Origin of the sequence: Bradyrhizobium sp. AS23.2 (assembly GCF_001908185.1) — a bacterium.
Classification (GTDB): Bacteria; Pseudomonadota; Alphaproteobacteria; order Rhizobiales; family Xanthobacteraceae; genus Bradyrhizobium.
On record NZ_LGHM01000087.1, the window covers coordinates 1 to 23,148 of the forward strand.

Genomic DNA, 23,148 nt, shown 5'->3' on the forward strand with positions numbered 1-23,148 from the left:
CTCCTCTCCAGAACCCCATCAGGCGACGGCCACCGCGCCGATCCCGTACAGAAGCAGGTTCCCGGCGAGTGGATGACGCAAAAAGGGATTGACTAACTCAGGCCCGTTACAGAAGCCCGGATGCGCTGCGCTCCATCCAGGCTATCGCTCTCTCAATCTCGTCATTCCGGGGCGCGCCGTGAGGCGCGAGCCCGGAATCCATGCTCCCGATGGTGGTTATGGATTCCGGGCTCGACGCTTGCGCGTCGCCCCGGAATGACAGCGGGAAGACGCCGCGACCCTTCCCCCTCCCGGAACTGGCACCGCACCCCGGCCGTTATGGTCCGGGGCCGCCCGGCCGCGTCAATTCGCTTCTTTTTGCAGGCGAAGTGTTCACTTCCGCCAGCCACTTTCCGCTAAAATGCCTGACAACCGCGCCGATGCACGAGGTCCGCCATGAGCTTCCGCCGCGACACCATCACAAAACCGATCTTCTCCTGGGCCCGCGGCGTGCTGCCGGCGATGTCCGATACCGAGCGCGAGGCGCTGGAGGCCGGTGACGTCTGGTGGGATGCCGATCTCTTCACCGGCAATCCCGACTGGTCGAAGCTGCTGAAGGTCCCGCAGGCGACGCTGACCGGCGAAGAGCAGGCCTTCCTTAACGGGCCCGTCGACGAGCTCTGCGCCATGCTCGACGAGTGGAAGATATTCTGGGAACGGCGCGACCTGCCGCAGGACGTCTGGCATTTCGTCAAGCGCGAGAAATTCTTCGGCATGATCATCCCGAAGGAATTCGGCGGCCTCGGCTTCTCGCCCTATGCGCATTCGGAAGTCGTGCGCAAGATCTCGACCAGATCGATCGCCGCGGCCGTCACCGTGATGGTGCCGAACTCGCTCGGGCCCGGCGAGCTCTTGATGCGTTTCGGCACCAAGGCGCAGCAGGAGCGCTGGCTACCGCGTCTTGCCGACGGCCGCGACATTCCCTGCTTCGGCCTCACCAGCCCCGAGGCCGGCTCCGACGCCGCCTCGATGGTCGACACCGGCATCATCTGCAAGGGTATTTTCGAGGGCCGCGAGGTTGTCGGCCTCAGGCTCAATTGGCACAAGCGCTACATCACGCTCGGCCCCGTCGCGACGCTGCTTGGCCTCGCCTTCAAGGCCTATGATCCCGATCATCTCGTTGGGAGCCAGGAAGAGCTCGGCATCACCGTGGCGCTGATCCCGACCAATCTGTCCGGTGTCGAGATCGGCCACCGCCATCTGCCGTCGATGCAGGCCTTCCAGAACGGCCCGAATTGGGGTCGCGACGTCTTCATCCCGCTCGACTACGTCATCGGTGGCCAGGAGCTGATAGGGCAGGGCTGGAAGATGCTGATGACGGCGCTCGCCGCCGGCCGCGCCATCTCGCTGCCGTCGTTGTCGGCGGCGGGGGCCGCCTATGCCGCGCGCACCACCGGCGCCTATGCCCGCATCCGCGAGCAGTTCGGCATCTCCATCTCGAAATTCGAGGGCGTCGAGGAGCCGCTCGCGCGCATCGTCGCGACCGCCTATCAGCTCGACGCGGCACGTCGGCTCACCTGCGCGGCGCTGAATGCCGGCGTTCATCCCGCCGTGATCTCAGGCATCATGAAGCTGCACGCGACCGAGCGGATGCGGACCGCGGTCGACGACGCCATGGACATCCATGGCGGCAAGGCCGTGATCGACGGGCCGCAAAACTATCTCGGCAATCTGCACCGTGCCGTTCCTGTCGGCATCACGGTGGAGGGGGCCAACATTCTCACCCGCAACCTCATCGTGTTCGGGCAGGGCGCGATCCGCGCGCATCCCTATCTGCTCGACGAGATGAATGCGCTCGCGGACAGCGACCGCGAGCGCGGACTGACCGCCTTCGACAGCGCGTTCTGGAAGCATGTCGGCCACAGCGTCAAGACGCTGTTTCGCGCCTTCGGTCGGAGCTGGACCATTGGTGCGTTTGCGCCGGCGCCTGACGCAGGCGAGGCGACAGAGTTCTATCGGCAGCTCTCGCGCTATTCCGCGGCCTTCGCGCTCTGCGCCGACATGGCGCTCCTCACGCTCGGCGGCGCATTGAAGCGCAAGGAGATGCTGTCGGCGCGCTTCGGCGACATCCTCTCCGAACTGTATCTGTTGTCGGCGGCGCTGAAGCGCTGGCAGGACGAGGGCCGGCAGAAGGAGGATTTTGCCGCGCTCGAATGGTGCATGGCGACCGGCTTCAGGACGATCGAGAACAGGCTCGCCGAAATCCTCGCCAATCTGCCGAACCGCTTTGTCGCAGCCTTCCTCAAGTTCGTGGTTCAGCCCTTCGGCGCCCGCGTGCTCGGTCCGTCCGACCGCGTCGTGCACCAATGCGCTAGCCTTGTGCTGGAGCCGTCGGCGGCGCGCGAGCGCCTCACGCCCGATCTTGCCCATGTCGACGACGACGGCGGCTTTGCGCGGCTGGAGCGCGCGTTCAAGCTGGCCACCAGCACGGACGCGATCGCCAAGCGCATGCACGCCGCGCATATCCGGGACTGGAAGGAGGGAGTGACCAAGGGCGTGATCACACAGGCCGAGGGCGAGCAGCTTGCCGCGGCCCGCGAAGCTGTCACAAAAGTGATCGAGGTCGATGATTTTGCGCCGGAGGCGCTGTCGCCGATTTACAAGAAAACCGGCGACGTGCATCAGTTCTTCCAGGAACTCGGTGAACAGAGGGCGGCGAGCTGATGGCACGACCGGTATTCATCGTCGACGGCAGCCGGACGCCGTTTCTGAAAGCGCGCTCCGGGCCGGGTCCGTTCACGCCGGTCGATCTCGCCGTGCAGTGCGGGCGGCCGCTGCTGGCGCGCCAGCCGTTTGCGCCTGATGATTTCGACCAGGTCATCCTCGGCTGCGTCAACGTGATCGCGGACGAGATGAACCCGGCCCGCGTCGCGGCGCTCCGGCTCGGCATGGGCGAGGACATGGTCGCCTTCACCATGCAGATCAATTGCGGCTCTGGCATGCAGTCGATCGACACAGCCTACCGCTACATCCGCGAAGGCCATGCCGACATGATCCTGGCCGGTGGCACCGAGGCGCTCAGCCACGCCCCGCTGGTCTGGCCGAACGCCGGCGTACGCTGGTTCGCTGGCCTTGCCACCGCCAGGGGCGTAGCCGCGAAGCTGGCCGCCGCCTTCAAATTGCGGCCGCGCTACCTCAAGCCCATCATCGGCCTCGAGCGCGGGCTGACCGATCCGATCACCGATTTGAACATGGGCCAGACAGCCGAGGTCGTCGGCCATCTCTTCGGTATCACCCGCGCGCAGTCCGACGCCTACGCCGCCGAGAGCCATCGCCGGCTCGCGCATGCGCAGGCCGAAGGTTTTCTGAAGGGCGAGGTCGAGACCGCCTTCTCCCGCGACGGCAAGTTCTTCGACCATGACGACGGCGTGCGCCCGGACTCCACGGCCGAAACGCTGGCGAAATTGAAGCCGGTGTTCGAGCGCCCGTGGGGCCAGGTCACCGCCGGAAATTCCTCGCAGATCACCGATGGTGCCTCCTGGGTGATCCTCGCGTCCGACGAGGCGGTGGCAAAACACAAGCTGACACCGAAGGCGGTCATCATCGACAGCAACTGGGCCGCGCTCGATCCCAGCATCATGGGGCTCGGCCCGGTGATGTCGGCGACACCGCTGCTCCAGCGCAACGACCTCACCATCAAGGACGTCGAGACCTGGGAGCTGAACGAGGCGTTCGCCACGCAGGTGCTCGGCTGTCTCGCCGCCTGGAAAGACGACAAATTCTGCCGGGAGATCCTCGGCCTCGACGGCGCAGCCGGCGAGATCGACCACGAGAAGCTCAACGTCGATGGCGGCGCGATCTCGCTCGGCCATCCCGTCGGCACCTCGGGCAACCGCATCGTGCTGCATCTCGTCAACGCCATGAGGCGGCTCGGCACGCGGCGTGGCGTTGCCACCGAATGCATCGGTGGCGGGCTCGGCGGTGCCATGCTGATCGAGGCGGTGTAACCATGGACTCGAAGATCATGACCGCGCTCGGCGACCGCGTGCTGACGCTCGGGCCTCAGCCCGCGGCAGACGGTCCCTACAGGCACTTCAAGCTGACGCGCGATGCCGACGGGGTCGCCTGGCTCCTGTTCGACCGCGCCGATGCCAGCGCCAACACGCTCTCCTCGGATGTGATGGAGGAGTTCGACGCCGCGCTCGCAGCGATCGAGACCGAGCGGCCCGCTGGCCTCGTGATCCGCTCCGCAAAACCGTCCGGCTTCATTGCCGGCGCCGACGTCAACGAATTCCGTGGCGCCAGCGATCCCGAGATGGTGGAAACGCGCATCCGCGCCGCGCATGCGGTGGTCGATCATCTGGAGGTGCTGAAGCTGCCGACTGTCGCCGTCATCCACGGCTTCTGTCTCGGCGGCGGCCTCGAAGTCGCGCTCGCCTGCCAGTCGCGCATCGCCATCGATGGCGCGCGCTTTGGCTTCCCCGAGGTGATGCTCGGCCTGCATCCCGGGCTCGGTGGCACCGCGCGTTTCGCCGCGCTGGTCAATCCGACCCAGTCGATGGCGCTGATGCTGACCGGCCGCACCATCGATGCGCGCCGCGCCAAATCGCTCGGCCTTGTCGACACCGTGACGCAGGAGCGCCACGTCCGCAACGCGGTGAAGGACGTGCTGTTCGGTCGGCTGAAACGGGCCAAGCCAGGCCTGCTCGCGCGTGCGGCCAATCTCGCACCCGTGCGCGGGCTGCTTGCCAAGCGGATGCGCTCCGAGGCCGCGAAGGCTGCATCCCGTGAGCATTATCCGGCGCCTTACGCGCTGATCGATCTCTGGGAGGCCCATGGCGGCAGCAAGGCCGCGATGCTCAAGGCCGAGCAGGCTTCCTTCGCCAGGCTGATGGTGACGCCGACCGCGCAGAACCTGATCCGCGTGTTCTTCCTGCGTGAGCAGATGAAGAAGGCCGCCGGCAGCGGCAACACGATCAGGCACGTCCACGTCATCGGCGCCGGCGCCATGGGCGGCGACATCGCGGCCTGGTGTGCGGGGCAGGGGCTGCGCGTCTCGCTCGCCGATATGAAGGCCGAGCCGATCGCGGGGGCCGTGAAACGCGCCGCCGAGCTCTACGGCAAGATCATCCGCAAGCCGACCGAGGTGCGCGACGCACTCGACCGCCTCATCCCCGACATGGACGGCGAGGGCGTCCGCAACGCCGATCTCATCATCGAGGCAGTGCCGGAAAAGCTCGAGCTGAAGCAGAAGGTCTGTGCCGGTATCGAGCCGCAGATGAAGCCGGGCGCGATCCTCGCGACCAACACGTCGAGCATTCCGCTTCAGGACTTGCGAACGACGTTGGCGCGGCCGGAGCGGCTGGTTGGCCTGCATTTCTTCAATCCGGTGTCGCGGCTGCAGCTTGTCGAGGTCGTCAGTCACGACGGCAACGATTCGCAGGTGCTGAAGAAGGCGCTCGCTTTCGTCGGTGCGATCGATCGGCTGCCGCTTGCCGTGAAGAGCTCGCCCGGCTTCCTCGTCAACCGCGCGCTGACGCCTTACATGCTGGAAGCAATCGTGATGCTGGACGAGAAGACCGACCAGCGTCTGATCGACGCCGCGGCCGAACAGTTCGGCATGCCGATGGGGCCGATCGAGCTCGCCGACCAGGTCGGGCTGGATATCTGCCTCGACGTCGGCGACATGCTGCGCACCAAGTTCGGCGATCTGTTGCCGCCGACGCCGGCCTGGCTGCGTGAGAAGGTCGCCAAGGGCGAGCTCGGCCGCAAGACCGGCAAGGGCTTTTACGTCTGGAAGGACGGCAAGGCGGAAAAGGCGCCGTTGCCGGAAACCGGCCCGCGCGTCACCGACCAGATGATCGATCGCCTGGTGCTGCCGATGTCCAACGTCTGCGTCGCGGCTCTGCGCGAGGGCATCGTCGACGATGCCGATGCGGTCGATGGCGCCATGATCTTCGGCACCGGCTACGCGCCGTTCCGCGGCGGTCCGTTGAACTACGCGCGCACGCGCGGCGTGGAGAACATCGTTTCCACCTTGCGTGCGCTGGCCGAGCGGTTCGGCGGACGTTTCGCGCCCGATCCGGGCTGGGACAATTTCAAGTGAGAGACACATGACTCAAAAGGCCGACAAAGAGCCGCGAGGCGATCTTTGCATCCGCACGCTCGCAATGCCTGCCGACACCAATGCGAACGGCGACATCTTTGGCGGCTGGCTGCTGAGCCAGATGGACGTCGGTGGCGGCGTGTTCGCATCCAAGGTCGCGAAGTCGCGCACTGTAACTGTGGCGATCGAGGCGATGAATTTTCGCAAGGCGGTCTATGTTGGCGATCTCGTCTCCGTCTACGCCAATCTCGTCCGTGTCGGGCGCACGTCGCTCACCGTGCATCTCGAAGCTTGGGCGCTGCGTCGCGGCGAGGAGCATCCGTTCCCCGTTACCGACGGCAATTTTACCTATGTCTCGATCGACGAGCATGGGCGCCCGCAGGAGGTTCGCTCAACTGACACGCAGATCGCGACGTAATCGCGCGCGGCGTCGTGTCCCATTTCACGAAGGTGTGTGGCGTTAGCCAAACAAGGCGCGCATGAGTCAACGCGTCGCGCCTTCGCCAAGAACAAGTCATAAAACGGATGAGGTCCCGGAGTACTCAATTTGCGTGTCGATTCGGGGTGGAAACCGGTTGATTTGCCCTAGGAACCTTTGGGCAGAGATGCCGTTGTCTGCCCGCACTGAGGAATCAACGGGCATGCCGGACAGCTACATCATCGAAGTGAATTCGCAGACCGCGGGTATCGTGGTCCGTTCTCCGGGAGGCTACTGCTTCTTCGCCTCATCCCATCGCTTCAATCGCCTTGAAGGCCAGCTCTTCCGCAACGCGCGCGAAGCCGAGCGCGCTGCGCGCAAGCTGCTTAACGGCGATGTGAAGGAGGCGGCGTAGTAGCGCTGCTGCTCATTCCGAGGCGCGCGTAGTGCGAGGTCGGAATTTTTTGCAGCCCCCGACTCTTCCTTCTCCCCTTGCGGGAGAAGGTGGCGCGAAGCGCCGGATGAGGGGTTGTTTCCGCGAGTTCGACTGTGAGAGATCTGCTCGCGGAGAGAGACCCCTCACCCGTCTCGCCGCTGCGCAGCGAGCCACCCTCTCCCGCAAGGGGAGAGGGTAAGAGAAGCATCACAACTTCGTCGCGGCGCGTGAGAGCAGCCTCCACTCATCGCCCCGCTTCTGCCAGTTCATCAGGATGTGAAGGTTGGTCGGCACTTTTTTCCCATCGGCCGCCATCTCCTGTTCCGCGACCCAGTGGAAGCGCACGATCGCGGCGGGGCCGACGACCTTGATGGTCGGGTCCTTGTATTCGATCGACAGGAATTTCGACTTGCCGTCGGTGGCATTGGTGATGAAGGTCGCCTTGTCCTCGACCTTGCCGCTGGAATGGCTGTAGCTGAGATCGTCCCAGCACAGCGCGCCGAGCGCCTTGGGGTCGGCCGCGATCTGGGCGAGGCGGAAGGCCTCGACTTTCTTCGCGACAGCTTCTTCGTCCGCCGAGGCGGCGAGTGCCGGTGCTGTGAGAGCGAGCGCGGAGACGGCAAGAGTCGAGAGAGCCAAGCCTGATATGGATAACTCGCGCCGGTTGATCGTCATCGTATCCTCCTTTTTGATCTTGCGCGGAAGTGTTGCAGCCGCGCGCGACTTTGTCGAGTGTCACGTCGGCGTCATGCGCGTACGTCATTGCGCGATCAGGACTGTATTGATACGTCTTCCGCATTGATGCGCCGCACATTCGGGAAAGTACGGAAATGAGCGATTCTATCGGCAGGGCGTTGCTGTTCGACATCGATGGCACGCTCGCCAACACCGACCCGCTTCACCTCAAGGCGTTCAACCAGGTGCTCGGTCCGCGCGGCCATGTCTTCGATCACGCGCGCTTCTCGAAGGAGCTGCAGGGCTTCTCCAACGCGTCGATCGGTGAGCGTTTTCTGGCGGACGAAGCGCTTGAGCGGAGGGCCGCGATCCTCGGCGAGAAGGAGGAAATCTTTCGCACGCTCGTGGCGGGGCAGATCGAGCCTCTGCCGGGCCTGATGGCGTTGCTAGACCAGGGAGATAGCGCCGGCGTTCCGATGGTCGCCGTGACCAACGCGCCGCGCCTCAACGCGGAGCTGCTGCTCTCCGGCCTCGGCATCACGCACCGCTTCAAGGCGATTGTGATCGGCGACGAGCTGCCGCACGGCAAGCCGCATCCGTTGCCTTATCAGGAAGGACTGCGCTTCGTCGGCGCCAGCGCGGCAGCTTCGATCGCGTTCGAGGATTCCCGGTCCGGCGTGCAATCGGCTACCGCAGCCGGCATTCCGACCGTCGGCATCCGGACGAGCCTCAGCCATGCTGACCTTGTCGCCGCCGGAGCGGTCACCTCCGCGAGCGCCTTCGACGATCCGGACCTGGTCGCTCGCCTCGCTGCCGCGATGGCGTAGTGAGGGGCTTCATCCGTTAACCGTGATCAGCGCGCGCATTGACCGAACGCGCGAACCGCCGCACCATGTGTCTTTCTGATTTGAGGCCGTCGCCGTGACCGGATTGACCCATCGCCAAGCCGAAATCCTCAACATCGCGCGCACTTCGGGCCGCGTCATGGTCGAGGAGCTCGCGCGCCGGTTCGAGGTCTCGGCCCAGACCATCCGCAAGGATCTCAACGATCTCTGTGAACGCCGCTCGCTGACCCGCATCCATGGCGGCGCGATCATTGCCTCCGGCGTCGAAAACCTCGCCTACGAGGCGAGGCGCTTCGTCGCGGCCGACGAGAAGAAGGCGATCGGGGCTGCCGCCGCCTCGTTGATCCCGAACGGCTGCTCGCTCTTCATCAACATCGGCACCACGACCGAGGAGGTGGCGAGCGCGCTGACCTCGCATGAGGATCTCCTCGTCATCACCAACAATCTCAATGTCGCGATGCTGCTCTATCGCCATCCCCGCATCGAGGTGGTGGTTGCCGGCGGCACGGTGAGGCGCGCCGACGGCGCCGTGGTCGGTTCGACCGCGACGCAGCTTATCGGCCAGTTCAAGGTCGACTACGCCATCATCGGCGCCTCCGCGATCGACGAGGAGGGCGCGCTGCTCGACTTCGACTATCGCGAGGTGCAGGTGGCGCAGGCCATCATCGCCAACGCGCGCAGCGTCATGCTGGTGGCAGATTCGACCAAGCTCCGCCGCAGCGCGCCGGTGCGCATCGCGCATATGACGCAGATCCAGACCTTCGTGACTGACCAGGAGCTTCCCGAACGCCTTGCCACGATCTGCCACAGCAAGGGCATCGAGGTGGTCGAGGCGATGCCGAAGGCGGCGGGGGATGTCGAGGACTCTCAGGCCGAGGCGCAGGACGCCGCGCCCGAAGCGGCGCCGGTGGTGCGGTTGCGATAGCACTCACATTTGTCCTCCCTTTGGAGGGCAGGGCCATCGCATATGATTGTTGAGAGGGTGCCGACCGTGCTCGGCCTGCCATGGTTCGAGACGCCCGCTTCGGCGGGCTCCTCACCATGAGGGTTTGATATCTCGCCGCAAAACGCGACCTCATCCTGAGGGCCCGCCGTAAGGCGGGCGTCTCGAAGGATGGCCGCAGGCGCGCTTCCGCTCACGAGCGAAGTTCCCTCGTCTCGGACCCTTCCAGGGAGGGTGGATCGACGGCGGCTGCCTAATTCTTCACCCCACTGCCCACAGAAAATGTTCCGCTTTCACTTTCTTTCGCCTCTCTTTCATCTTGCTTTCGTTTTTGGGTGTGATCTAATCAAAAGCGAAAGTAGCCGCTCGGAGGAACGAGCGGTCGCCGGGGGGATGCGTCTGTTGGAGCGTATTTTCGACCTCGCCATCATCGGAGGCGGTGTTAACGGCTGCGGCATCGCGCGTGACGCAGTGGGCCGCGGCAACACGGTTTTCCTTTGCGAAATGAACGATTTGGCGAGCGGGACGTCGTCCTGGTCGACCAAGCTGGTGCATGGCGGCCTGCGCTATCTCGAATATTACGAGTTCCGCCTGGTCCGCGAAGCGCTGATCGAGCGCGAGATCCTCTGGGGGGTCGCGCCCCACATCATCCGCCCCCTGCGTTTCGTTTTGCCGCATCACGCCGGCCTGCGGCCCGCCTGGCTGCTGCGTCTCGGTCTCTTCCTCTATGACCACATCGGCGGTCGCCACCTGTTGCCGGCGACGCGCTCGGTCGATCTCCGGCGCGACGAGGTCGGGCGCCCCCTGATTCCAAACCGCTACAGCCGCGCATTCGAATATTCCGACTGCTTCGTCGATGACGCCCGCCTCGTCGTGCTCAACGCGCGCGATGCCGCTGACAAGGGCGCCGAGATCCGCACCCGCACCCGCGCCACCGACATCCGCCAGTCCGACGGCATCTGGACCGTCAGCATGGTCGACACGCTGACCGGCGCGCGCTCGTCCATCCAGGCCCGCGCGCTGGTCAATGCCGGCGGCCCCTGGGTCGAGGACGTGCTCGGCCGCGGCGTCGGCGTGAAAGCGAAAGCCAAGGTGCGCCTGGTGCAGGGCTCGCACATCGTGGTCAAGAAGCTCTACGACCACGATCGCGCCTATATGTTCCAGAACGCGGATGGCCGCATCATCTTCGTCATTCCGTATCAGGACGACTTCACGCTGATCGGCACCACCGATCGCGACTATGACGGCGATCCCTCCAAGGTGAAGGCGACGGCCGAGGAGATCCAGTATCTCTGCGCCGCCGCAAGCGAATATCTGGCCAAGCCGGTGACGCCGGAGGACGTGGTCTGGACCTATTCCGGCGTGCGGCCGCTCTATGACGACGGCGCCAGTGAAGCCAAGGCCGCGACCCGCGACTATGTGTTCGAGCTCGACACGCCCGGCGGCGTGCCGCTGCTCTCGATCTATGGCGGCAAGATCACGACCTATCGCCGCCTCGCCGAAGAGGCGCTGGAACGGCTCGCGCCCTATCTTCGCAGTGCGAAAGCACGCGAGGGCTGGACCGGCAAATGGCCGCTGCCCGGCGGCGAAATGGGGGTGTCCGACGTCGATGGCCTGATCGCCGAGCTCCAGCGCGGCTATCCTTTTCTCAGCCACGAGCATGCGCGGCGCCTTACGCGCGCGTACGGCACCAGGGCCATCAAACTGCTCGGCGATGCGAAATCGGCGGCCGATCTGGGCAAGACTTTCGGGGCGACGCTGACCGAGCGCGAAGTCCGCTACCTCATGGCCAACGAATGGGCCGTCACGGCCGAGGACATCGTGTGGCGCCGCTCCAAGCTCGGCCTGCGACTATCTGCCGACGAGATCGCGGCGCTGAACGACTGGATTGCAACCCACGGAGTGCCGCAAAGTCCCCTGTTGGAAGCAGGAGGACGCTCATGAGCGTGACACTCGATCAGGTGACCCGGACTGTCGACGGGATTCCGCATATCCGCGACGTCTCGCTGACGCTCGAGAGCGGCACCCTCAACGTGCTGCTTGGGCCGACACTGTCCGGCAAGACCTCGATCATGCGGCTGCTGGCCGGCCTCGACAAGCCGACGTCGGGCAAGGTGCTGGTCAATGCCAGGGACGTCACCGGAGTCGACGTGCGCCAGCGCTCGGTAGCGATGGTCTATCAGCAGTTCATCAATTACCCCTCGCTCACGGTCTATGAAAACATCGCCTCGCCCTTGCGCGTGCAGGGCAAGCCGCGCGAGGAGATCGAGAAGCGCGTGGCGGAGGCCGCAAGATTGCTGCGGCTCGAGCCATTCCTCAAGCGCACGCCGCTCCAGCTCTCCGGCGGCCAGCAGCAGCGCACCGCGATCGCGCGCGCGCTCGTGAAGGGCGCGGACCTCGTGCTGCTCGACGAGCCGCTCGCCAATCTCGACTACAAGCTCCGCGAGGAGCTGCGCGCCGAGTTGCCGCGCATCTTCGAGGCCTCGGGCGCGATCTTCGTCTACGCCACCACCGAGCCGACCGAGGCGCTGCTGCTCGGCGGCAACACGGTCTGCATGTGGCAAGGCCAGGCGCTGCAGATCGGCGAGACCGCCAACGTCTACCGCCGGCCGCAGACCTTGCGGGTCGCGCAGGTGTTCTCCGATCCGCCGCTCAATCTCGTCGGCATCGAGAAGAAGAACGGCTCCGTGCAGTATGCCGGCGGCACGGCGTCGCCGGCCTCGGGCCTCTATTCATCGCTGGCCGACGGCGCCTATCGTGTCGGCTTTCGCGCGCATCAGCTCGGGCTTGCCAATGGCGAGGCCGACCGTCATGCCTTCCACGCCACGGTGACGGTGACCGAGATCACCGGTTCGGAGAGTTTCGTGCATCTGACCCGCGACGGCTTGAACTGGGTTGCGGTCTTGCACGGCGTGCACGAATTCGAGCCCGGCCAGACCATCGACGCCGTGCTCGATCCGAATGATGTCTTCGTGTTCGACGCGGCCGACCGCCTGGTCGCCGCGCCTGGTCTCCTAGCGTTTTCAAGCGAAGTGCCTGGCGGTTCGCGTGAAGAAAACGCGTCAAAGAAAAACAGCTGAGGGAGATGCGCCATGGCCCGCATTGACCTCGTCGATCTCGCCCATTCCTACGGCGGCAACGATGCGCCGCAGGAAAGCTTTGCGCTGAAGCCGGTGACCATGACCTGGCGGCAGGGCGGCGCCTACGCGCTGCTCGGACCGTCCGGCTGCGGCAAGACCACGCTACTCAACGTCATCTCCGGCATCATCACGCCGTCGCGGGGGAAAATCCTGTTCGACGGCAAGGACATCACACCGCTGTCGACCCAGAAGCGCAACATCGCCCAGGTGTTCCAGTTTCCGGTGATCTACGACACGATGACGGTGGGGCAGAACCTGGCGTTTCCGCTGAAGAACCGCGGCGTGCCGAAGGCCGAGATCGACAAGCGTGTCGCCGAGATCGGCCGCCTGCTCGACCTCGAGCCCTATCTGAACCGCAAGGCGACGCGGCTCACGGCGGACGCCAAGCAGAAGATCTCGCTCGGCCGGGGTCTCGTTCGTTCCGACGTCGCCGCCGTGCTGTTCGACGAGCCGCTGACCGTGATCGATCCCGAGCTGAAATGGCAGCTCCGCTCCAAGCTGAAGGCGCTGCATCGCGAGCTCGACCTCACGATGATCTACGTCACGCATGACCAGACCGAGGCGCTGACCTTCGCCGACACCGTGGTCGTCATGCATGACGGCCGTGTGGTGCAGAGCGGCACGCCGGCCGAGCTGTTCGACAAGCCGGCGCATACCTTCGTCGGTTATTTCATCGGCTCGCCCGGCATGAACATTCTGCCGGCGGAGGTGAGGGGACGCGAGGCGCGGATCGACGGCCATGCCATCACGCTCAACCGCAGCTACGACAATCTGCCTGATGGCGCCAAGATCGAGATCGGCGTGCGCCCTGAGTTCGTGGAGGTCGTCACGTCCGCGCCCGGTCTGCTCAGCGCAAAGATCGAACGCATCGACGATCTCGGCCGCATCCGTTTTGCGCGCACGCGCCTCGGCGACGTAAAGCTCGCCGCGCGCGCGCCGGCGGGCTTCACGAGCTCAGACGGCACGGCCGGGCTGAAATTCGATCCGTCGCATATCCACGTCTATGCCGACAGCCTTCTGGTGGAGGGAGCCGCCTGATGGACAAGACCGTCAACCAAAAAGCCTGGTTCCTGGTGCTGCCGGTATTCCTGGTGGTCGCCTTCTCGGCGGTTCTGCCGCTGATGACGGTGGTGAACTATTCGATGCAGGACACGTTCGGCAACAACCAGTTCTTCTGGAACGGCGTCGGCTGGTTCAAGGAGCTGCTCGATCCCTCGACCGATCTCGGCGGCCGCTTCCTTGCTTCGCTCGGCCGAAATTTGTTCTTCTCGCTTGTGATCCTCGCGATCGAGGTGCCGCTCGGTATCGTCGTCGCGCTATCGATGCCGCGCCATGGCTGGACTGTCGCGGCCTGCCTCGTCATCCTTGCGCTGCCGCTGCTGATCCCGTGGAACGTGGTCGGCACCATCTGGCAGATATTTGGCCGGCCCGACATCGGCCTGCTCGGCTATACGCTCAATGCGATGGGCATCGACTACAATTACGTGTCCAACGCCGTCGACGCCTGGGTCACCGTCATCGCGATGGACGTCTGGCACTGGACCAGCCTGGTTGCGCTGCTCTGCTATGCCGGCCTGAAGTCGATTCCGGAGGCCTATTATCAGGCGGCGCAGATCGACGGCGCCTCGCGCTGGGCCGTGTTCAAGGCGATCCAGCTGCCGAAGATGAATCGCGTGTTGCTGATCGCGGTGCTGCTGCGCTTCATGGACAGTTTCATGATCTACACCGAGCCGTTCGTGGTGACGGGCGGCGGGCCCGGCAACTCGACCACCTTCGTGTCGATCGAGCTCGTCAAGATCGCGCTCGGCCAGTTCGACCTCGGCAAGGCCGCCGCGCTCTCGCTCGTCTACAACCTGATCATCCTGATCGTCTGCTGGATCTTCTACACCGTCATGACCAACGCCGGCGTCGAGCGTAAGGCCCAGGCGGAAGAGGAGCCGGCGGCGGAGCGCAAGCCCGCTGGCGTGCTACAGCCCGCCATGGCGCTCAAGGCGAAGGAAGGGGTGGCCTGATGCACTCGATTCCCGGACGTCGCGTCATCATGGCGCTGTTCCTGATCTTCCTGCTGTTGCCGATCTACTGGCTCGTCAACATGAGCTTCAAGACCAACGCCGAGATCGTCTCGACGATGACGCTGTGGCCGCATACGCCGACGCTCCAGCACTACAGGCGCATCTTCACCGACGAGAGCTGGTATTCCGGCTACATCAACTCGCTGGAATACGTCGTCCTCAACACCATCATCTCGATCTCGGTGGCGCTGCCGGCGGCCTACGCTTTCTCGCGCTACCGTTTCCTCGGCGACAAGCATCTGTTCTTCTGGCTGTTGTCGAACCGCATGGCGCCGGCCGCGGTCTACGCGCTGCCGTTCTTCAACCTCTATTCGGCGATCGGCCTGTTCGATACGCCCTGGGCGGTCGCGCTCGCGCACTGCATCTTCAACGTTCCGCTCGCGGTGTGGATCCTCGAAGGCTTCGTCTCCGGCGTGCCACGCGAGATCGACGAGACCGCGTTCCTCGACGGCTATTCCTTCCCGCGCTTCTTCATCAAGATCCTGGTGCCGCTGATCGCGAGCGGCATCGGCGTCGCCGCGTTCTTCTGCTTCATGTTCTCCTGGGTCGAGCTGCTGCTTGCGCGCACGCTGACCTCGGTGCACGCCAAGCCGATCGCCGCGATCATGACGCGCACAGTGTCGGCGGCCGGCATGGACTGGGGCCTGCTGGCTGCTGCCGGCGTCCTCACCATCATTCCGGGCGCGCTCGTGATCTGGTTCGTCCGCAATTACATCGCGAGCGGTTTTGCGCTCGGTCGGGTCTAGGGAGAGAGCGCATGATCCCGAAAAGTGGAATCCGGTTTTCGGACCAGATCATGCGCAAGGAGTAAGAGCATGGAATCCATCGCATGGATGGCCTGGACGTTGCCGACGGCGATCTTCTTCGCCGCGCTCGCGTGCACGCTTCTCGTGATGACCTGGCTCGCCGCGGTCTATCCCGAAGCCGAGCGCGTCGGTGTGCTCCGCATTCCGACCACGCGCGGCGACCGCCTGTTCATCTCGCTGATATCAGCAGCCGTCATCCACCTCCTGTGGATCGGTCTCGTCGGCACCGACGCGATCGCCACGCTGCCGATCGGCGAGGATGGCTTTGAGATTTCGAGCCTGTGGCTCGCAAGTGGGATTTCGCTGGCCACGGCCGTGCTCATTTTCCGCACGGTCTGAAGCCCGCGAAGGGACGGCCAGATCCGGGGGCAACCCGGGCCTGTATAAAAGTTTGTCGCTGCAACGGAGGAACAACATGCGACAGTTTAGGAGAAGGAAAGGTCCATTGACCAAGAATAGCTTTCTGACCATGTCCAGCGCCGCCGCGATTTTGGCGGTGTCGTTCGCCGTCTCGGCGCCGGTTCGCGCCGCCGACGACGCCACAATCCAGAAGTGGATTGCGGAATTCCAGCCCTCGACGCTGTCGAAGGACGACCAGAAGAAGGAGCTGGAGTGGTTCGCAAAGGCGGCCGAGCCCTTCAAGGGCATGGAGATCAACGTCGTCTCCGAGACTATCACGACCCACGAATACGAGTCGCAGACGCTGGCCAAGGCGTTCTCCGAGCTCACCGGCATCAAGCTCAAGCACGACATCATCCAGGAAGGTGACGTCGTCGAGAAGCTGCAGACCCAGATGCAGTCCGGCAAGAACGTCTATGACGGCTGGATCAACGACTCCGACCTGATCGGCACCCACTTCCGCTACAACCAGACCATTGCCCTGTCGGACTACATGACCGGCGAGGGCAAGGAAGTCACCGATCCCATGCTCGACGTCAACGATTTCATCGGCAAGTCGTTCGGCACGGCGCCGGATGGCAAGCTCTACCAGCTGCCCGACCAGCAGTTCGCGAACCTCTATTGGTTCCGCTACGACTGGTTCACCAACCCCGACTATAAGGCCAAGTTCAAGGCCAAATATGGCTACGACCTCGGCGTTCCCGTGAACTGGTCAGCCTATGAGGACATCGCCGAGTTCTTCACCAACGACATCAAGGAGATCAACGGCGTCAAGGTCTACGGCCATATGGACTATGGCAAGAAGGACCCCTCGCTCGGCTGGCGTTTCACCGACGCCTGGCTGTCGATGGCTGGTAACGGCGACAAGGGCATTCCGAACGGTCTGCCGGTCGACGAATGGGGCATCCGTATGGAAGGCTGCCGTCCGGTCGGCTCCTCGATCGAGCGCGGCGGCGACACCAACGGTCCGGCTGCGGTCTACTCGATCACCAAGTACCTCGACTGGATGAAGAAGTATGCTCCGCCGCAGGCTCAGGGCATGACCTTCTCCGAGTCGGGTCCGGTGCCGGCGCAGGGCAACATTGCCCAGCAGATGTTCTGGTACACCGCCTTCACCGCCGACATGGTGAAGCCCGGCATTGCAGTGATGAACGCGGACGGTACGCCGAAGTGGCGTATGGCTCCGTCGCCGCACGGCGCGTACTGGAAGGAAGGCATGAAGCTCGGCTACCAGGACGCGGGCTCGCTCACGCTCCTGAAGTCGACCCCGGCGGATCGCCGCAAGGCAGCCTGGCTCTATCTCCAGTTCATCGTCTCCAAGACGGTGTCGCTGAAGAAGAGCCATGTCGGTCTCACCTTCATCCGTGAATCGGACATCTGGGACAAGTCGTTCACCGAGCGTGCGCCGAAGCTCGGCGGCCTGATCGAGTTCTACCGCTCGCCCGCGCGCGTGCAGTGGACCCCGACCGGCAACAACGTGCCTGACTATCCGAAGCTCGCTCAGCTCTGGTGGCAGAACATCGGCGATGCGTCGTCCGGTACGAAGACGCCGCAGCAGGCGATGGATGCACTCGCGGCCGCTCAGGACTCCGTCATGGAGCGCCTGGAAAAGTCCGGCGTGCAGGGCGCCTGCGGTCCGAAGCTGCACAAGAAGGAAACGGCCGAATACTGGTTCGCCAAGGCCCAGAAGGACGGCACCATCGCCCCGCAGCGCAAGCTTGCCAACGAGAAGCCGAAGGGCGAGACGGTCGACTACGACACGCTGATCAAGTCGTGGCCGGCAACCCCGCCCAAGCGCGCGGAAGCCAAGTAAGCGGCGCGCATAGCGTCATCAAACACGAAAGGCCGGGAGCGATCCCGGCCTTTTTTTTGTGGTGGACGTCGAGAGCGGCGATTGTGTCGACTAAATACTCGGTGTCATCGCCCGCGAAGGCGGGCGATCCAGTACGCCGCAGCCTTTCGGTCGAATCTCGCTGCTGGTAGAATACTGGATGCCCCGCCTTCGCGGGGCATGACAGTGTGTGTGCCCTTACTCCGCCGGCTCAGCCGCCAGCTTTGGGTAATCCGTGTAGCCCTTCGCGCCGCCGCCGTAGAACGTGCTCTTGTCCCAATCGTTCAGCGCCGCGCCCTTCTTCAGCCGCTCGACGAGGTCGGGATTGGAGATGAATGGCTTGCCGAAGGCGATGAGATCGGCCGCACCCGCATCCAGCATCTTGGTCGCGAGTTCGAAGTCGTAGCCGTTGTTGGCGATGTAGGTGCCGGAGAAGCGCTTGCGCAGGCTCGCATAGTCGAACGGCGCGATGTCGCGCGGGCCGCCGGTGGCGCCTTCGACCACGTGGAGATAGACCAGCTTGAGCGCGCTGAGTCCGTCGACGATGTGATCGAACAGCGACTGCGGATTGGAGTCGGAGAGGTCGTTGGCCGGCGTCACCGGCGAGATACGGATGCCGGTTCGGTCGGCGCCGGCCTCGGCGGCAACCGCCTTGGAGACCTCGAGCATCAGCCGTGCGCGGTTCTCGATGGAGCCGCCATAGGCATCGGTGCGCTTGTTGGCGCCGTCCCTGGCGAACTGGTCGAGCAGATAGCCGTTGGCGCCGTGGATCTCGACGCCGTCAAAACCGGCCTCGAGCGCATTCTTCGTGGCGCGCTTGAAGTCGTCGATAATCCCGGGAATTTCGGAGAGCTCGAGCGCGCGCGGCTCGGAAACGTCGGCGAAGGTGCCGTTCACGAAAGTCTTGCCCTTGGCGCGGATCGCACTCGGGGCCACCGGGGCTGCGCCATTCGCCTGGAGCGCGACATGCGAGATGCGGCCGACATGCCAGAGCTGGATGTAGATCTTTCCGCCGCGCTCATGCACGCGATCGGTGACCTTGCGCCAGCCGGCGACCTGGTCCCTGGAATAGATGCCGGGCGTATCCTGGTAGCCCTGGCCCTGCTGCGAGACCTGGCTCGCTTCGGTGACAAGCAGCCCCGCGGAGGCGCGCTGGCCGTAATAATCGGTTGCGAGCGGGCTCGGCACGAACGAGCCGGGCGCCGCGCGGTTGCGCGTCAGCGGCGCCATCACCAGGCGGTTGGCCAGCGTGATCGGGCCAAGCTTGTAGGTCTCAAACAATTTGGTCGGACGGCTCATGGGAATGCTTCCAGGCGGTGAAAGGTCAGCAACACTTGTGCATCGCCGCAATCAGCGCAAGGGAGGAGCCATACGGAAAGTGCAGGCGAGATGCGCGGCGCGGCCCGGGTAGCATATTTTATGCGTGATATCGGCCACGGCAGCGGATTTCCACTGCCGCAGCCGTTCGATATCGCAATCAGTTCACGCCGAGGAAGTCACGCTTGCCGATCTCAACGCCGTTGTGGCGCAAGATGCCGTGAGCGGTCGTGGCGTGGAAATAGAAGTTCGGCAGCGAGAACGCGCTCAGGAACTGCTGGCCCTTCATGGTGATGGATTTGTCGGGGCCGGCCGGGAAGGTGACGTCCTTAGTCTCGGCGCCCTCGAACTGCTCGGGCTTGAACGACTTCACGTAGTCGATGGTCTTCGCCAGCCGCTGCTTCAATTCCGCGAAGGTGGTTTCCGTATCCGGGTTGGAAGGCACTTCGCTATGCGTCAGCCGCGCGCAGCCCTTGGCGGCGAAATCGCTGACGAGCTGGATCTGCTTCGACAGCGGCAGCATGTCCGGGAAGAGGCGGGAGCCGAGCAGAACGCTCGGGTCGACCTTTTTGGCCGCGCAATGCGCCTCGGCTTTCGTGAGCAGGCCGGTCAGGCTGTTCAGCATTTGCAGGTACGCGGGGACGACGGCTTCGTAGAAGGACATGTGATGCTCGCTTCAATGGTGGAAAATCTCAGGGAAAACCTGAGTTCCAGACATGGGAGCGGTATGGCAAAATACAATCGCCGGAAAGGCCCGCGCAGGGCAAAAATTCTACCGGATCGAACTCATTCGCACCGCTATCTCCAGCTGTCATCGCCCGGCTTGACCGGGCGATCCAGTACACCGCGGCAGTTGTTATGAATTTCGACGCCTCTGGAATACTGGATGCCCCGCCCCAGTGCGCAAGTGCGCACAAGGCGGGGCATGACTACGAGTAGAGTGTCTAACGCACCGTTGCCTGGGGCTGTGCCTGCGCCGTGGCCCCGCGCATGCGGGCGAGCAGCTCGGCGGTGGGCCAGGAATCGGCGGGCAGGCCGTATTTGATCTGCATCGCCTTCACGGCGGCACGGCTCTGCTGTCCCAGCACGCCATCGACCTTGCCGACGTTGAAGCCGGCACGGACCAGGAGCTGCTGCAATTCCTTCAGTTCGTTGAACGGCAGTTGCGCGACCGGCGTGGACGGCTTGCGCATCGGGGCCGCGCCTGCAATGCGGGAGGCGAGATAGCCCGCCGTGGTCGAATAGATCAGCGAGTTATTCCACTCGGTGTAGGCCGCAAAATTCGGATAGGCCATGAAGGCCGGTCCGTTGCGTCCCATTGGCAGCAGCACGGAGGCAGCGAGATTGTCGTTCGGCAGCGGCCGGCCGTCGGGGTAGGTGACGCCGAGCTGCGCCCATTTCGAGCGCGGCTGCTGCACCGTGAGATCGGTCTGATCCCACGGCAGGTTTTGCGGCACCTTGATCTCTTCCAGCCACGGCTCGCCGCGCCGCCACTTCAAGCCGTTGGCGATGTAGTTCGCGGTGGAGCCGATCACGTCGGGCTCGCTGCGCAACAGATCGCGCCGCCCGTCGCCGTCATAATCGACGGCGTAGTTGACGTAGTGCACGGGCAGGAACTGCGTCTGCCCCAGCTCGCCGGCCCAGGAGCCGATCATCTCGTCGGGCGTGAGATCGCCCCGGTCGATGATCTTCAGCGCGGCGATGGTCTCGTTCACGAACATCTCCGAGCGCCGGCAGTCATAGGCCAGTGACACCAGCGATTTCAGCGTCGGCAGATTGCCCATGTTGGCGCCGAAGTCGCTCTCCAGTCCCCAGAACGCGGCGATCACCGCCGGCGGCACGCCGTATTCCTTTTCGGCGCGTGCGAACGCCGCGGCGTGTTTCTTGATGTGCTGCTGGCCGTTCTGCATGCGGTAGGGCGCAGCCATGCGGCCGGCGAATTCGGTGAAGAGCTGGCCGAACACGCGCTGGCCGCGGTCGCGGTTGACGATGCCCTGGTCGTAGACGAGGTAGGGCGAGGCCTCCGCGATCGTGTGCTGCGATACGCCTGCGGCAATCGCCTGTTGTTTCACATCGGCCAGGAAGCGATCGAAGCTCGCCCCGTTATGGCACGACGCTGCGCGCGGCGACGGCGCCGTGGCCCTGGGCGCCGCGGGTCTGGCGGGCGGCGGAAGCACTTGCGCGGAGGCGGTGGCGGAGCACGCGAGGAGGGTGATGGCCGCGATCGCAAATCGGGTCTGGAGCATGAGGTTTCCGGAGGGGGGAAGACGTTCGGATTCTTGACGAAGTCTAATGGAATGATCGAGCTCAAACCAGTGCCGCGGCTGCGCGACGCACCTTGAAATCTTGCGCCCGGGCCGGGGTCATCCCTACCTCTTGTTTGCCGGCCTGCAACGCCTTCAGCGCCCGCGGCCGCCTTGGGAGACGGTCATGAACTATCTTCGTACCGCAATGCTGCTTGCAGGTCTCACCGCCCTGTTCATGGGCGTCGGCTATCTGATCGGCGGCGCCTCAGGCGCCATGATCGCGCTCGTCATTGCCGCCGCGACCAATCTCTTCACCTACTGGAACTCCGACCGCATGGTCCTCTCGATGTACGGCGCCCATGAGGTCGACCGTTCGACTGCGCCGGAGCTGGTCGGGCTCGTCGCCGAGCTTGCGGGGCGCGCTGGCCTGCCGATGCCGCGCGTGTTCCTGATGGATCAGCCGCAGCCCAACGCGTTCGCAACCGGGCGCAACCCCGAGAACGCCGCGGTCGCCGTCACCACCGGCCTGATGCACCAGGTCAGCCGCGAGGAGCTGGCCGGCGTGATCGCGCACGAGCTCGCGCATATCAAGCATCACGACACGCTGCTGATGACGATCACCGCGACCGTCGCCGGCGCGATCTCCATGCTGGCGCAGTTCGGCATGTTCTTCGGTGGCCATCGCAACAACAACGGGCCGGGAATCGTCGGCTCGATCCTGTTGATGATCCTCGCCCCGCTCGCCGCCATGCTGGTGCAGATGGCGATCAGCCGCACGCGCGAATATGCCGCGGACGATCTTGGCGGGCGCATCGTCGGCCAGCCGATGTGGCTGGCCTCGGCGCTCATGAAGATCGAGGGCGCTGCACATCAGGTCCCGAACTATGAGGCTGAGCGAAATCCTGCGACCGCGCACATGTTCATCATCAATCCGCTGTCGGGCCATGGCGTGGACAACCTCTTCGCCACGCATCCGTCGACGCAGAACCGCATCGCGGCGCTTCAGCACCTCGCATCCGAACTCGGCGCGCGTGCCGCGCCGTCGGTCGGCGCCAACGAGAACTATCCGCCGCAAGGCCCTTGGGGCAGCTCGTCCTCGCCAGGCGCGTCACGAGGGCCTTCGCGGGGTCCTTGGGGCTGACGTGGAACCGGCTGTTCTGTCCTGCTGGAAATTGCGTCCTGCTTTGTGACCTGGCGCACACAGCACCGTCCCGGCCGGTGTTAACACCTCGGCGAGATCAATCCTTCGAAAGGGGATCCGTGGCCGGCCGTCGCCGGTCACCGTTGAAGATGACCAGAGCTGCCGTACCATTTCTGATCGTCCTGGGCGTGCTCATCGGCCTGTCCACGCACATGGTCGTCAATTGCGGAGACGAGGACGAGCCCGACATCTGTTCGGCCGTGATCGGCTTCTCGCCGCTCCGCGGCTCGTTGATTGCTTTTGCCTATGAAGGGCGTGGGCGGATCGCGCTGCGCCACGGCGACTGGCGGCGGGCGATCGCGGATTTCGACGAGGCCATCCACCTCAATCCCAACCGCGCCGCGCTCTATCGCGACCGGGCGCAGGCGCGCCTGCTGAACGGCGACGTCGAGCTCGCCATCAAGGACTATGACGAAGCGATCGCGCATGATCCCAGGCTCGCGGCGCCCTATCATCAGCGTGGTCTCGCGCTCGCCGCCACGGGCGATCTCGATCGCGCCATCCTGAGCTACAACACCGCGATCCGCCTCGATCCGTCGGATGCACAGGCCCGCCTCGATCGCGGTCTGGCATTCCTCACCCGCGGCCAGGCCGACGACGCGCGCGCCGATTTCGAAGCCGCGCTGACGCTGCCGGCTGGCAAGGATAGCCGGACCCGCGAGGCGGCCCGCGCGAGGCTCGCCCAACTCAGGAGCGACGAGCCCCCCGGATTCTCTGCGCGGCGGAGGTGAGAG

20 protein-coding genes are annotated in these 23,148 nt (G+C 64.6%); 16 read left to right on the forward strand and 4 right to left on the reverse strand.

The window, feature by feature from the left end; all coding sequences use genetic code 11:
- The first annotated feature begins 435 nt into the window (after positions 1-435).
- The 5 genes from AC630_RS19025 to AC630_RS19045 all read left to right on the forward strand — a co-directional run bounded on the left by AC630_RS19025 (position 436) and on the right by AC630_RS19045 (position 6,918).
- The gene (locus tag AC630_RS19025) at positions 436-2,703 is read left to right on the forward strand and encodes an acyl-CoA dehydrogenase (protein WP_074120014.1); all 2,268 of its coding nucleotides are present in this window, start codon (positions 436-438) and stop codon (positions 2,701-2,703) included.
- Positions 2,703-3,986, forward strand: coding sequence for an acetyl-CoA C-acetyltransferase (locus tag AC630_RS19030; protein ID WP_074120015.1), 1,284 nt, complete (start codon positions 2,703-2,705; stop codon positions 3,984-3,986). The genes AC630_RS19025 and AC630_RS19030 overlap by 1 nt, the downstream gene beginning before the upstream one ends.
- A 2-nt stretch (positions 3,987-3,988) precedes the next feature.
- On the forward strand, positions 3,989-6,085 hold the full coding sequence (locus tag AC630_RS19035) for a 3-hydroxyacyl-CoA dehydrogenase NAD-binding domain-containing protein (RefSeq protein WP_074120016.1): 2,097 nt from the start codon (positions 3,989-3,991) through the stop codon (positions 6,083-6,085).
- A gap of 7 nt (positions 6,086-6,092) precedes the next feature.
- A complete protein-coding gene (locus tag AC630_RS19040) occupies positions 6,093-6,503 on the forward strand; it encodes an acyl-CoA thioesterase (RefSeq protein WP_074120017.1) in 411 nt (136 codons plus the stop codon).
- Between the two features lie 223 nt (positions 6,504-6,726).
- A complete protein-coding gene (locus tag AC630_RS19045; RefSeq protein ID WP_074120041.1) occupies positions 6,727-6,918 on the forward strand; it encodes a hypothetical protein in 192 nt (63 codons plus the stop codon).
- Between the two features lie 228 nt (positions 6,919-7,146).
- Here the strand turns inward: AC630_RS19045 and AC630_RS19050 are convergent, their stop codons facing one another.
- Positions 7,147-7,614 (reverse strand): nuclear transport factor 2 family protein, encoded by a 468-nt coding sequence (locus tag AC630_RS19050; protein WP_074120018.1) that lies wholly within the window; start codon positions 7,612-7,614, stop codon positions 7,147-7,149.
- A 155-nt stretch (positions 7,615-7,769) separates the two neighbouring features.
- On the opposite strand from AC630_RS19050, the gene AC630_RS19055 reads away from it, so the two are divergent.
- The 9 genes from AC630_RS19055 to AC630_RS19095 all read left to right on the forward strand — a co-directional run bounded on the left by AC630_RS19055 (position 7,770) and on the right by AC630_RS19095 (position 17,632).
- Positions 7,770-8,441 (forward strand): HAD family hydrolase, encoded by a 672-nt coding sequence (locus AC630_RS19055; protein ID WP_074120019.1) that lies wholly within the window; start codon positions 7,770-7,772, stop codon positions 8,439-8,441.
- A gap of 94 nt (positions 8,442-8,535) precedes the next feature.
- The gene (locus AC630_RS19060; RefSeq protein ID WP_074120020.1) at positions 8,536-9,384 is read left to right on the forward strand and encodes a DeoR/GlpR family DNA-binding transcription regulator; all 849 of its coding nucleotides are present in this window, start codon (positions 8,536-8,538) and stop codon (positions 9,382-9,384) included.
- Between the two features lie 411 nt (positions 9,385-9,795).
- Positions 9,796-11,346, forward strand: coding sequence for a glycerol-3-phosphate dehydrogenase (glpD, locus tag AC630_RS19065; protein WP_074120021.1), 1,551 nt, complete (start codon positions 9,796-9,798; stop codon positions 11,344-11,346).
- Positions 11,343-12,482: an ABC transporter ATP-binding protein gene (locus tag AC630_RS19070; protein ID WP_074120022.1), complete on the forward strand. Its 1,140-nt coding sequence runs from the start codon at positions 11,343-11,345 to the stop codon at positions 12,480-12,482. The genes glpD and AC630_RS19070 overlap by 4 nt, the downstream gene beginning before the upstream one ends.
- A gap of 12 nt (positions 12,483-12,494) precedes the next feature.
- Positions 12,495-13,580 carry an ABC transporter ATP-binding protein gene (locus AC630_RS19075; RefSeq protein WP_074120023.1) on the forward strand — a complete coding sequence of 362 codons (1,086 nt, stop codon included), beginning with the start codon at positions 12,495-12,497 and terminating at the stop codon, positions 13,578-13,580.
- Positions 13,580-14,554 (forward strand): carbohydrate ABC transporter permease, encoded by a 975-nt coding sequence (locus AC630_RS19080; RefSeq protein ID WP_074120024.1) that lies wholly within the window; start codon positions 13,580-13,582, stop codon positions 14,552-14,554. Before AC630_RS19075 ends, AC630_RS19080 begins: the two co-directional genes overlap by 1 nt.
- Positions 14,554-15,360 carry a carbohydrate ABC transporter permease gene (locus tag AC630_RS19085; protein WP_074120025.1) on the forward strand — a complete coding sequence of 269 codons (807 nt, stop codon included), beginning with the start codon at positions 14,554-14,556 and terminating at the stop codon, positions 15,358-15,360. The genes AC630_RS19080 and AC630_RS19085 overlap by 1 nt, the downstream gene beginning before the upstream one ends.
- Positions 15,361-15,429: 69 nt before the next feature.
- Entirely contained in the window at positions 15,430-15,759 is a 330-nt protein-coding gene (locus AC630_RS19090; protein WP_074120026.1) for a DUF2160 domain-containing protein, read from the forward strand.
- Positions 15,760-15,889: 130 nt separating this feature from the next.
- A complete protein-coding gene (locus tag AC630_RS19095) occupies positions 15,890-17,632 on the forward strand; it encodes an ABC transporter substrate-binding protein (protein WP_074120027.1) in 1,743 nt (580 codons plus the stop codon).
- Between the two features lie 216 nt (positions 17,633-17,848).
- Here the strand turns inward: AC630_RS19095 and AC630_RS19100 are convergent, their stop codons facing one another.
- From AC630_RS19100 to AC630_RS19110, 3 genes are all read right to left on the reverse strand, one after another.
- The gene (locus AC630_RS19100) at positions 17,849-18,949 is read right to left on the reverse strand and encodes an alkene reductase (RefSeq protein WP_074120028.1); all 1,101 of its coding nucleotides are present in this window, start codon (positions 18,947-18,949) and stop codon (positions 17,849-17,851) included.
- Positions 18,950-19,127: 178 nt separating this feature from the next.
- Complete coding sequence (locus AC630_RS19105; RefSeq protein WP_074120029.1) at positions 19,128-19,631, reverse strand: DUF1993 domain-containing protein; 504 nt, start codon at positions 19,629-19,631, stop codon at positions 19,128-19,130.
- Positions 19,632-19,911: 280 nt separating this feature from the next.
- Positions 19,912-21,213: a lytic murein transglycosylase gene (locus tag AC630_RS19110; RefSeq protein WP_074120030.1), complete on the reverse strand. Its 1,302-nt coding sequence runs from the start codon at positions 21,211-21,213 to the stop codon at positions 19,912-19,914.
- 184 nt (positions 21,214-21,397) lie between these two features.
- On the opposite strand from AC630_RS19110, the gene htpX reads away from it, so the two are divergent.
- Both htpX and AC630_RS19120 read left to right on the forward strand, forming a co-directional pair.
- Positions 21,398-22,354, forward strand: coding sequence for a zinc metalloprotease HtpX (gene htpX, locus AC630_RS19115; RefSeq protein WP_074120042.1), 957 nt, complete (start codon positions 21,398-21,400; stop codon positions 22,352-22,354).
- 149 nt (positions 22,355-22,503) lie between these two features.
- Positions 22,504-23,145: a tetratricopeptide repeat protein gene (locus AC630_RS19120; RefSeq protein WP_074120043.1), complete on the forward strand. Its 642-nt coding sequence runs from the start codon at positions 22,504-22,506 to the stop codon at positions 23,143-23,145.
- Positions 23,146-23,148 lie beyond the last annotated feature (3 nt).

What these genes read in the sequence shown, in the direction of transcription:
- AC630_RS19095 (WP_074120027.1), top strand. Translation starts at nt 15,890, where the DNA reads ATGTCCAGCGCCGCCGCGATTTTGGCGGTGTCGTTCGCCGTCTCGGCG.
- AC630_RS19085 (WP_074120025.1), top strand. Translation starts at nt 14,554, where the DNA reads ATGCACTCGATTCCCGGACGTCGCGTCATCATGGCGCTGTTCCTGATC.
- AC630_RS19090 (WP_074120026.1), top strand. Translation starts at nt 15,430, where the DNA reads ATGGAATCCATCGCATGGATGGCCTGGACGTTGCCGACGGCGATCTTC.
- AC630_RS19110 (WP_074120030.1), bottom strand. Translation starts at nt 21,213, where the DNA reads ATGCTCCAGACCCGATTTGCGATCGCGGCCATCACCCTCCTCGCGTGC.
- AC630_RS19025 (WP_074120014.1), top strand. Translation starts at nt 436, where the DNA reads ATGAGCTTCCGCCGCGACACCATCACAAAACCGATCTTCTCCTGGGCC.
- AC630_RS19080 (WP_074120024.1), top strand. Translation starts at nt 13,580, where the DNA reads ATGGACAAGACCGTCAACCAAAAAGCCTGGTTCCTGGTGCTGCCGGTA.
- AC630_RS19045 (WP_074120041.1), top strand. Translation starts at nt 6,727, where the DNA reads ATGCCGGACAGCTACATCATCGAAGTGAATTCGCAGACCGCGGGTATC.
- AC630_RS19075 (WP_074120023.1), top strand. Translation starts at nt 12,495, where the DNA reads ATGGCCCGCATTGACCTCGTCGATCTCGCCCATTCCTACGGCGGCAAC.
- AC630_RS19030 (WP_074120015.1), top strand. Translation starts at nt 2,703, where the DNA reads ATGGCACGACCGGTATTCATCGTCGACGGCAGCCGGACGCCGTTTCTG.
- AC630_RS19100 (WP_074120028.1), bottom strand. Translation starts at nt 18,949, where the DNA reads ATGAGCCGTCCGACCAAATTGTTTGAGACCTACAAGCTTGGCCCGATC.
- AC630_RS19050 (WP_074120018.1), bottom strand. Translation starts at nt 7,614, where the DNA reads ATGACGATCAACCGGCGCGAGTTATCCATATCAGGCTTGGCTCTCTCG.
- AC630_RS19120 (WP_074120043.1), top strand. Translation starts at nt 22,504, where the DNA reads ATGACCAGAGCTGCCGTACCATTTCTGATCGTCCTGGGCGTGCTCATC.
- AC630_RS19070 (WP_074120022.1), top strand. Translation starts at nt 11,343, where the DNA reads ATGAGCGTGACACTCGATCAGGTGACCCGGACTGTCGACGGGATTCCG.
- AC630_RS19040 (WP_074120017.1), top strand. Translation starts at nt 6,093, where the DNA reads ATGACTCAAAAGGCCGACAAAGAGCCGCGAGGCGATCTTTGCATCCGC.
- AC630_RS19055 (WP_074120019.1), top strand. Translation starts at nt 7,770, where the DNA reads ATGAGCGATTCTATCGGCAGGGCGTTGCTGTTCGACATCGATGGCACG.
- AC630_RS19105 (WP_074120029.1), bottom strand. Translation starts at nt 19,631, where the DNA reads ATGTCCTTCTACGAAGCCGTCGTCCCCGCGTACCTGCAAATGCTGAAC.
- AC630_RS19035 (WP_074120016.1), top strand. Translation starts at nt 3,989, where the DNA reads ATGGACTCGAAGATCATGACCGCGCTCGGCGACCGCGTGCTGACGCTC.
- glpD (WP_074120021.1), top strand. Translation starts at nt 9,796, where the DNA reads ATGCGTCTGTTGGAGCGTATTTTCGACCTCGCCATCATCGGAGGCGGT.
- htpX (WP_074120042.1), top strand. Translation starts at nt 21,398, where the DNA reads ATGAACTATCTTCGTACCGCAATGCTGCTTGCAGGTCTCACCGCCCTG.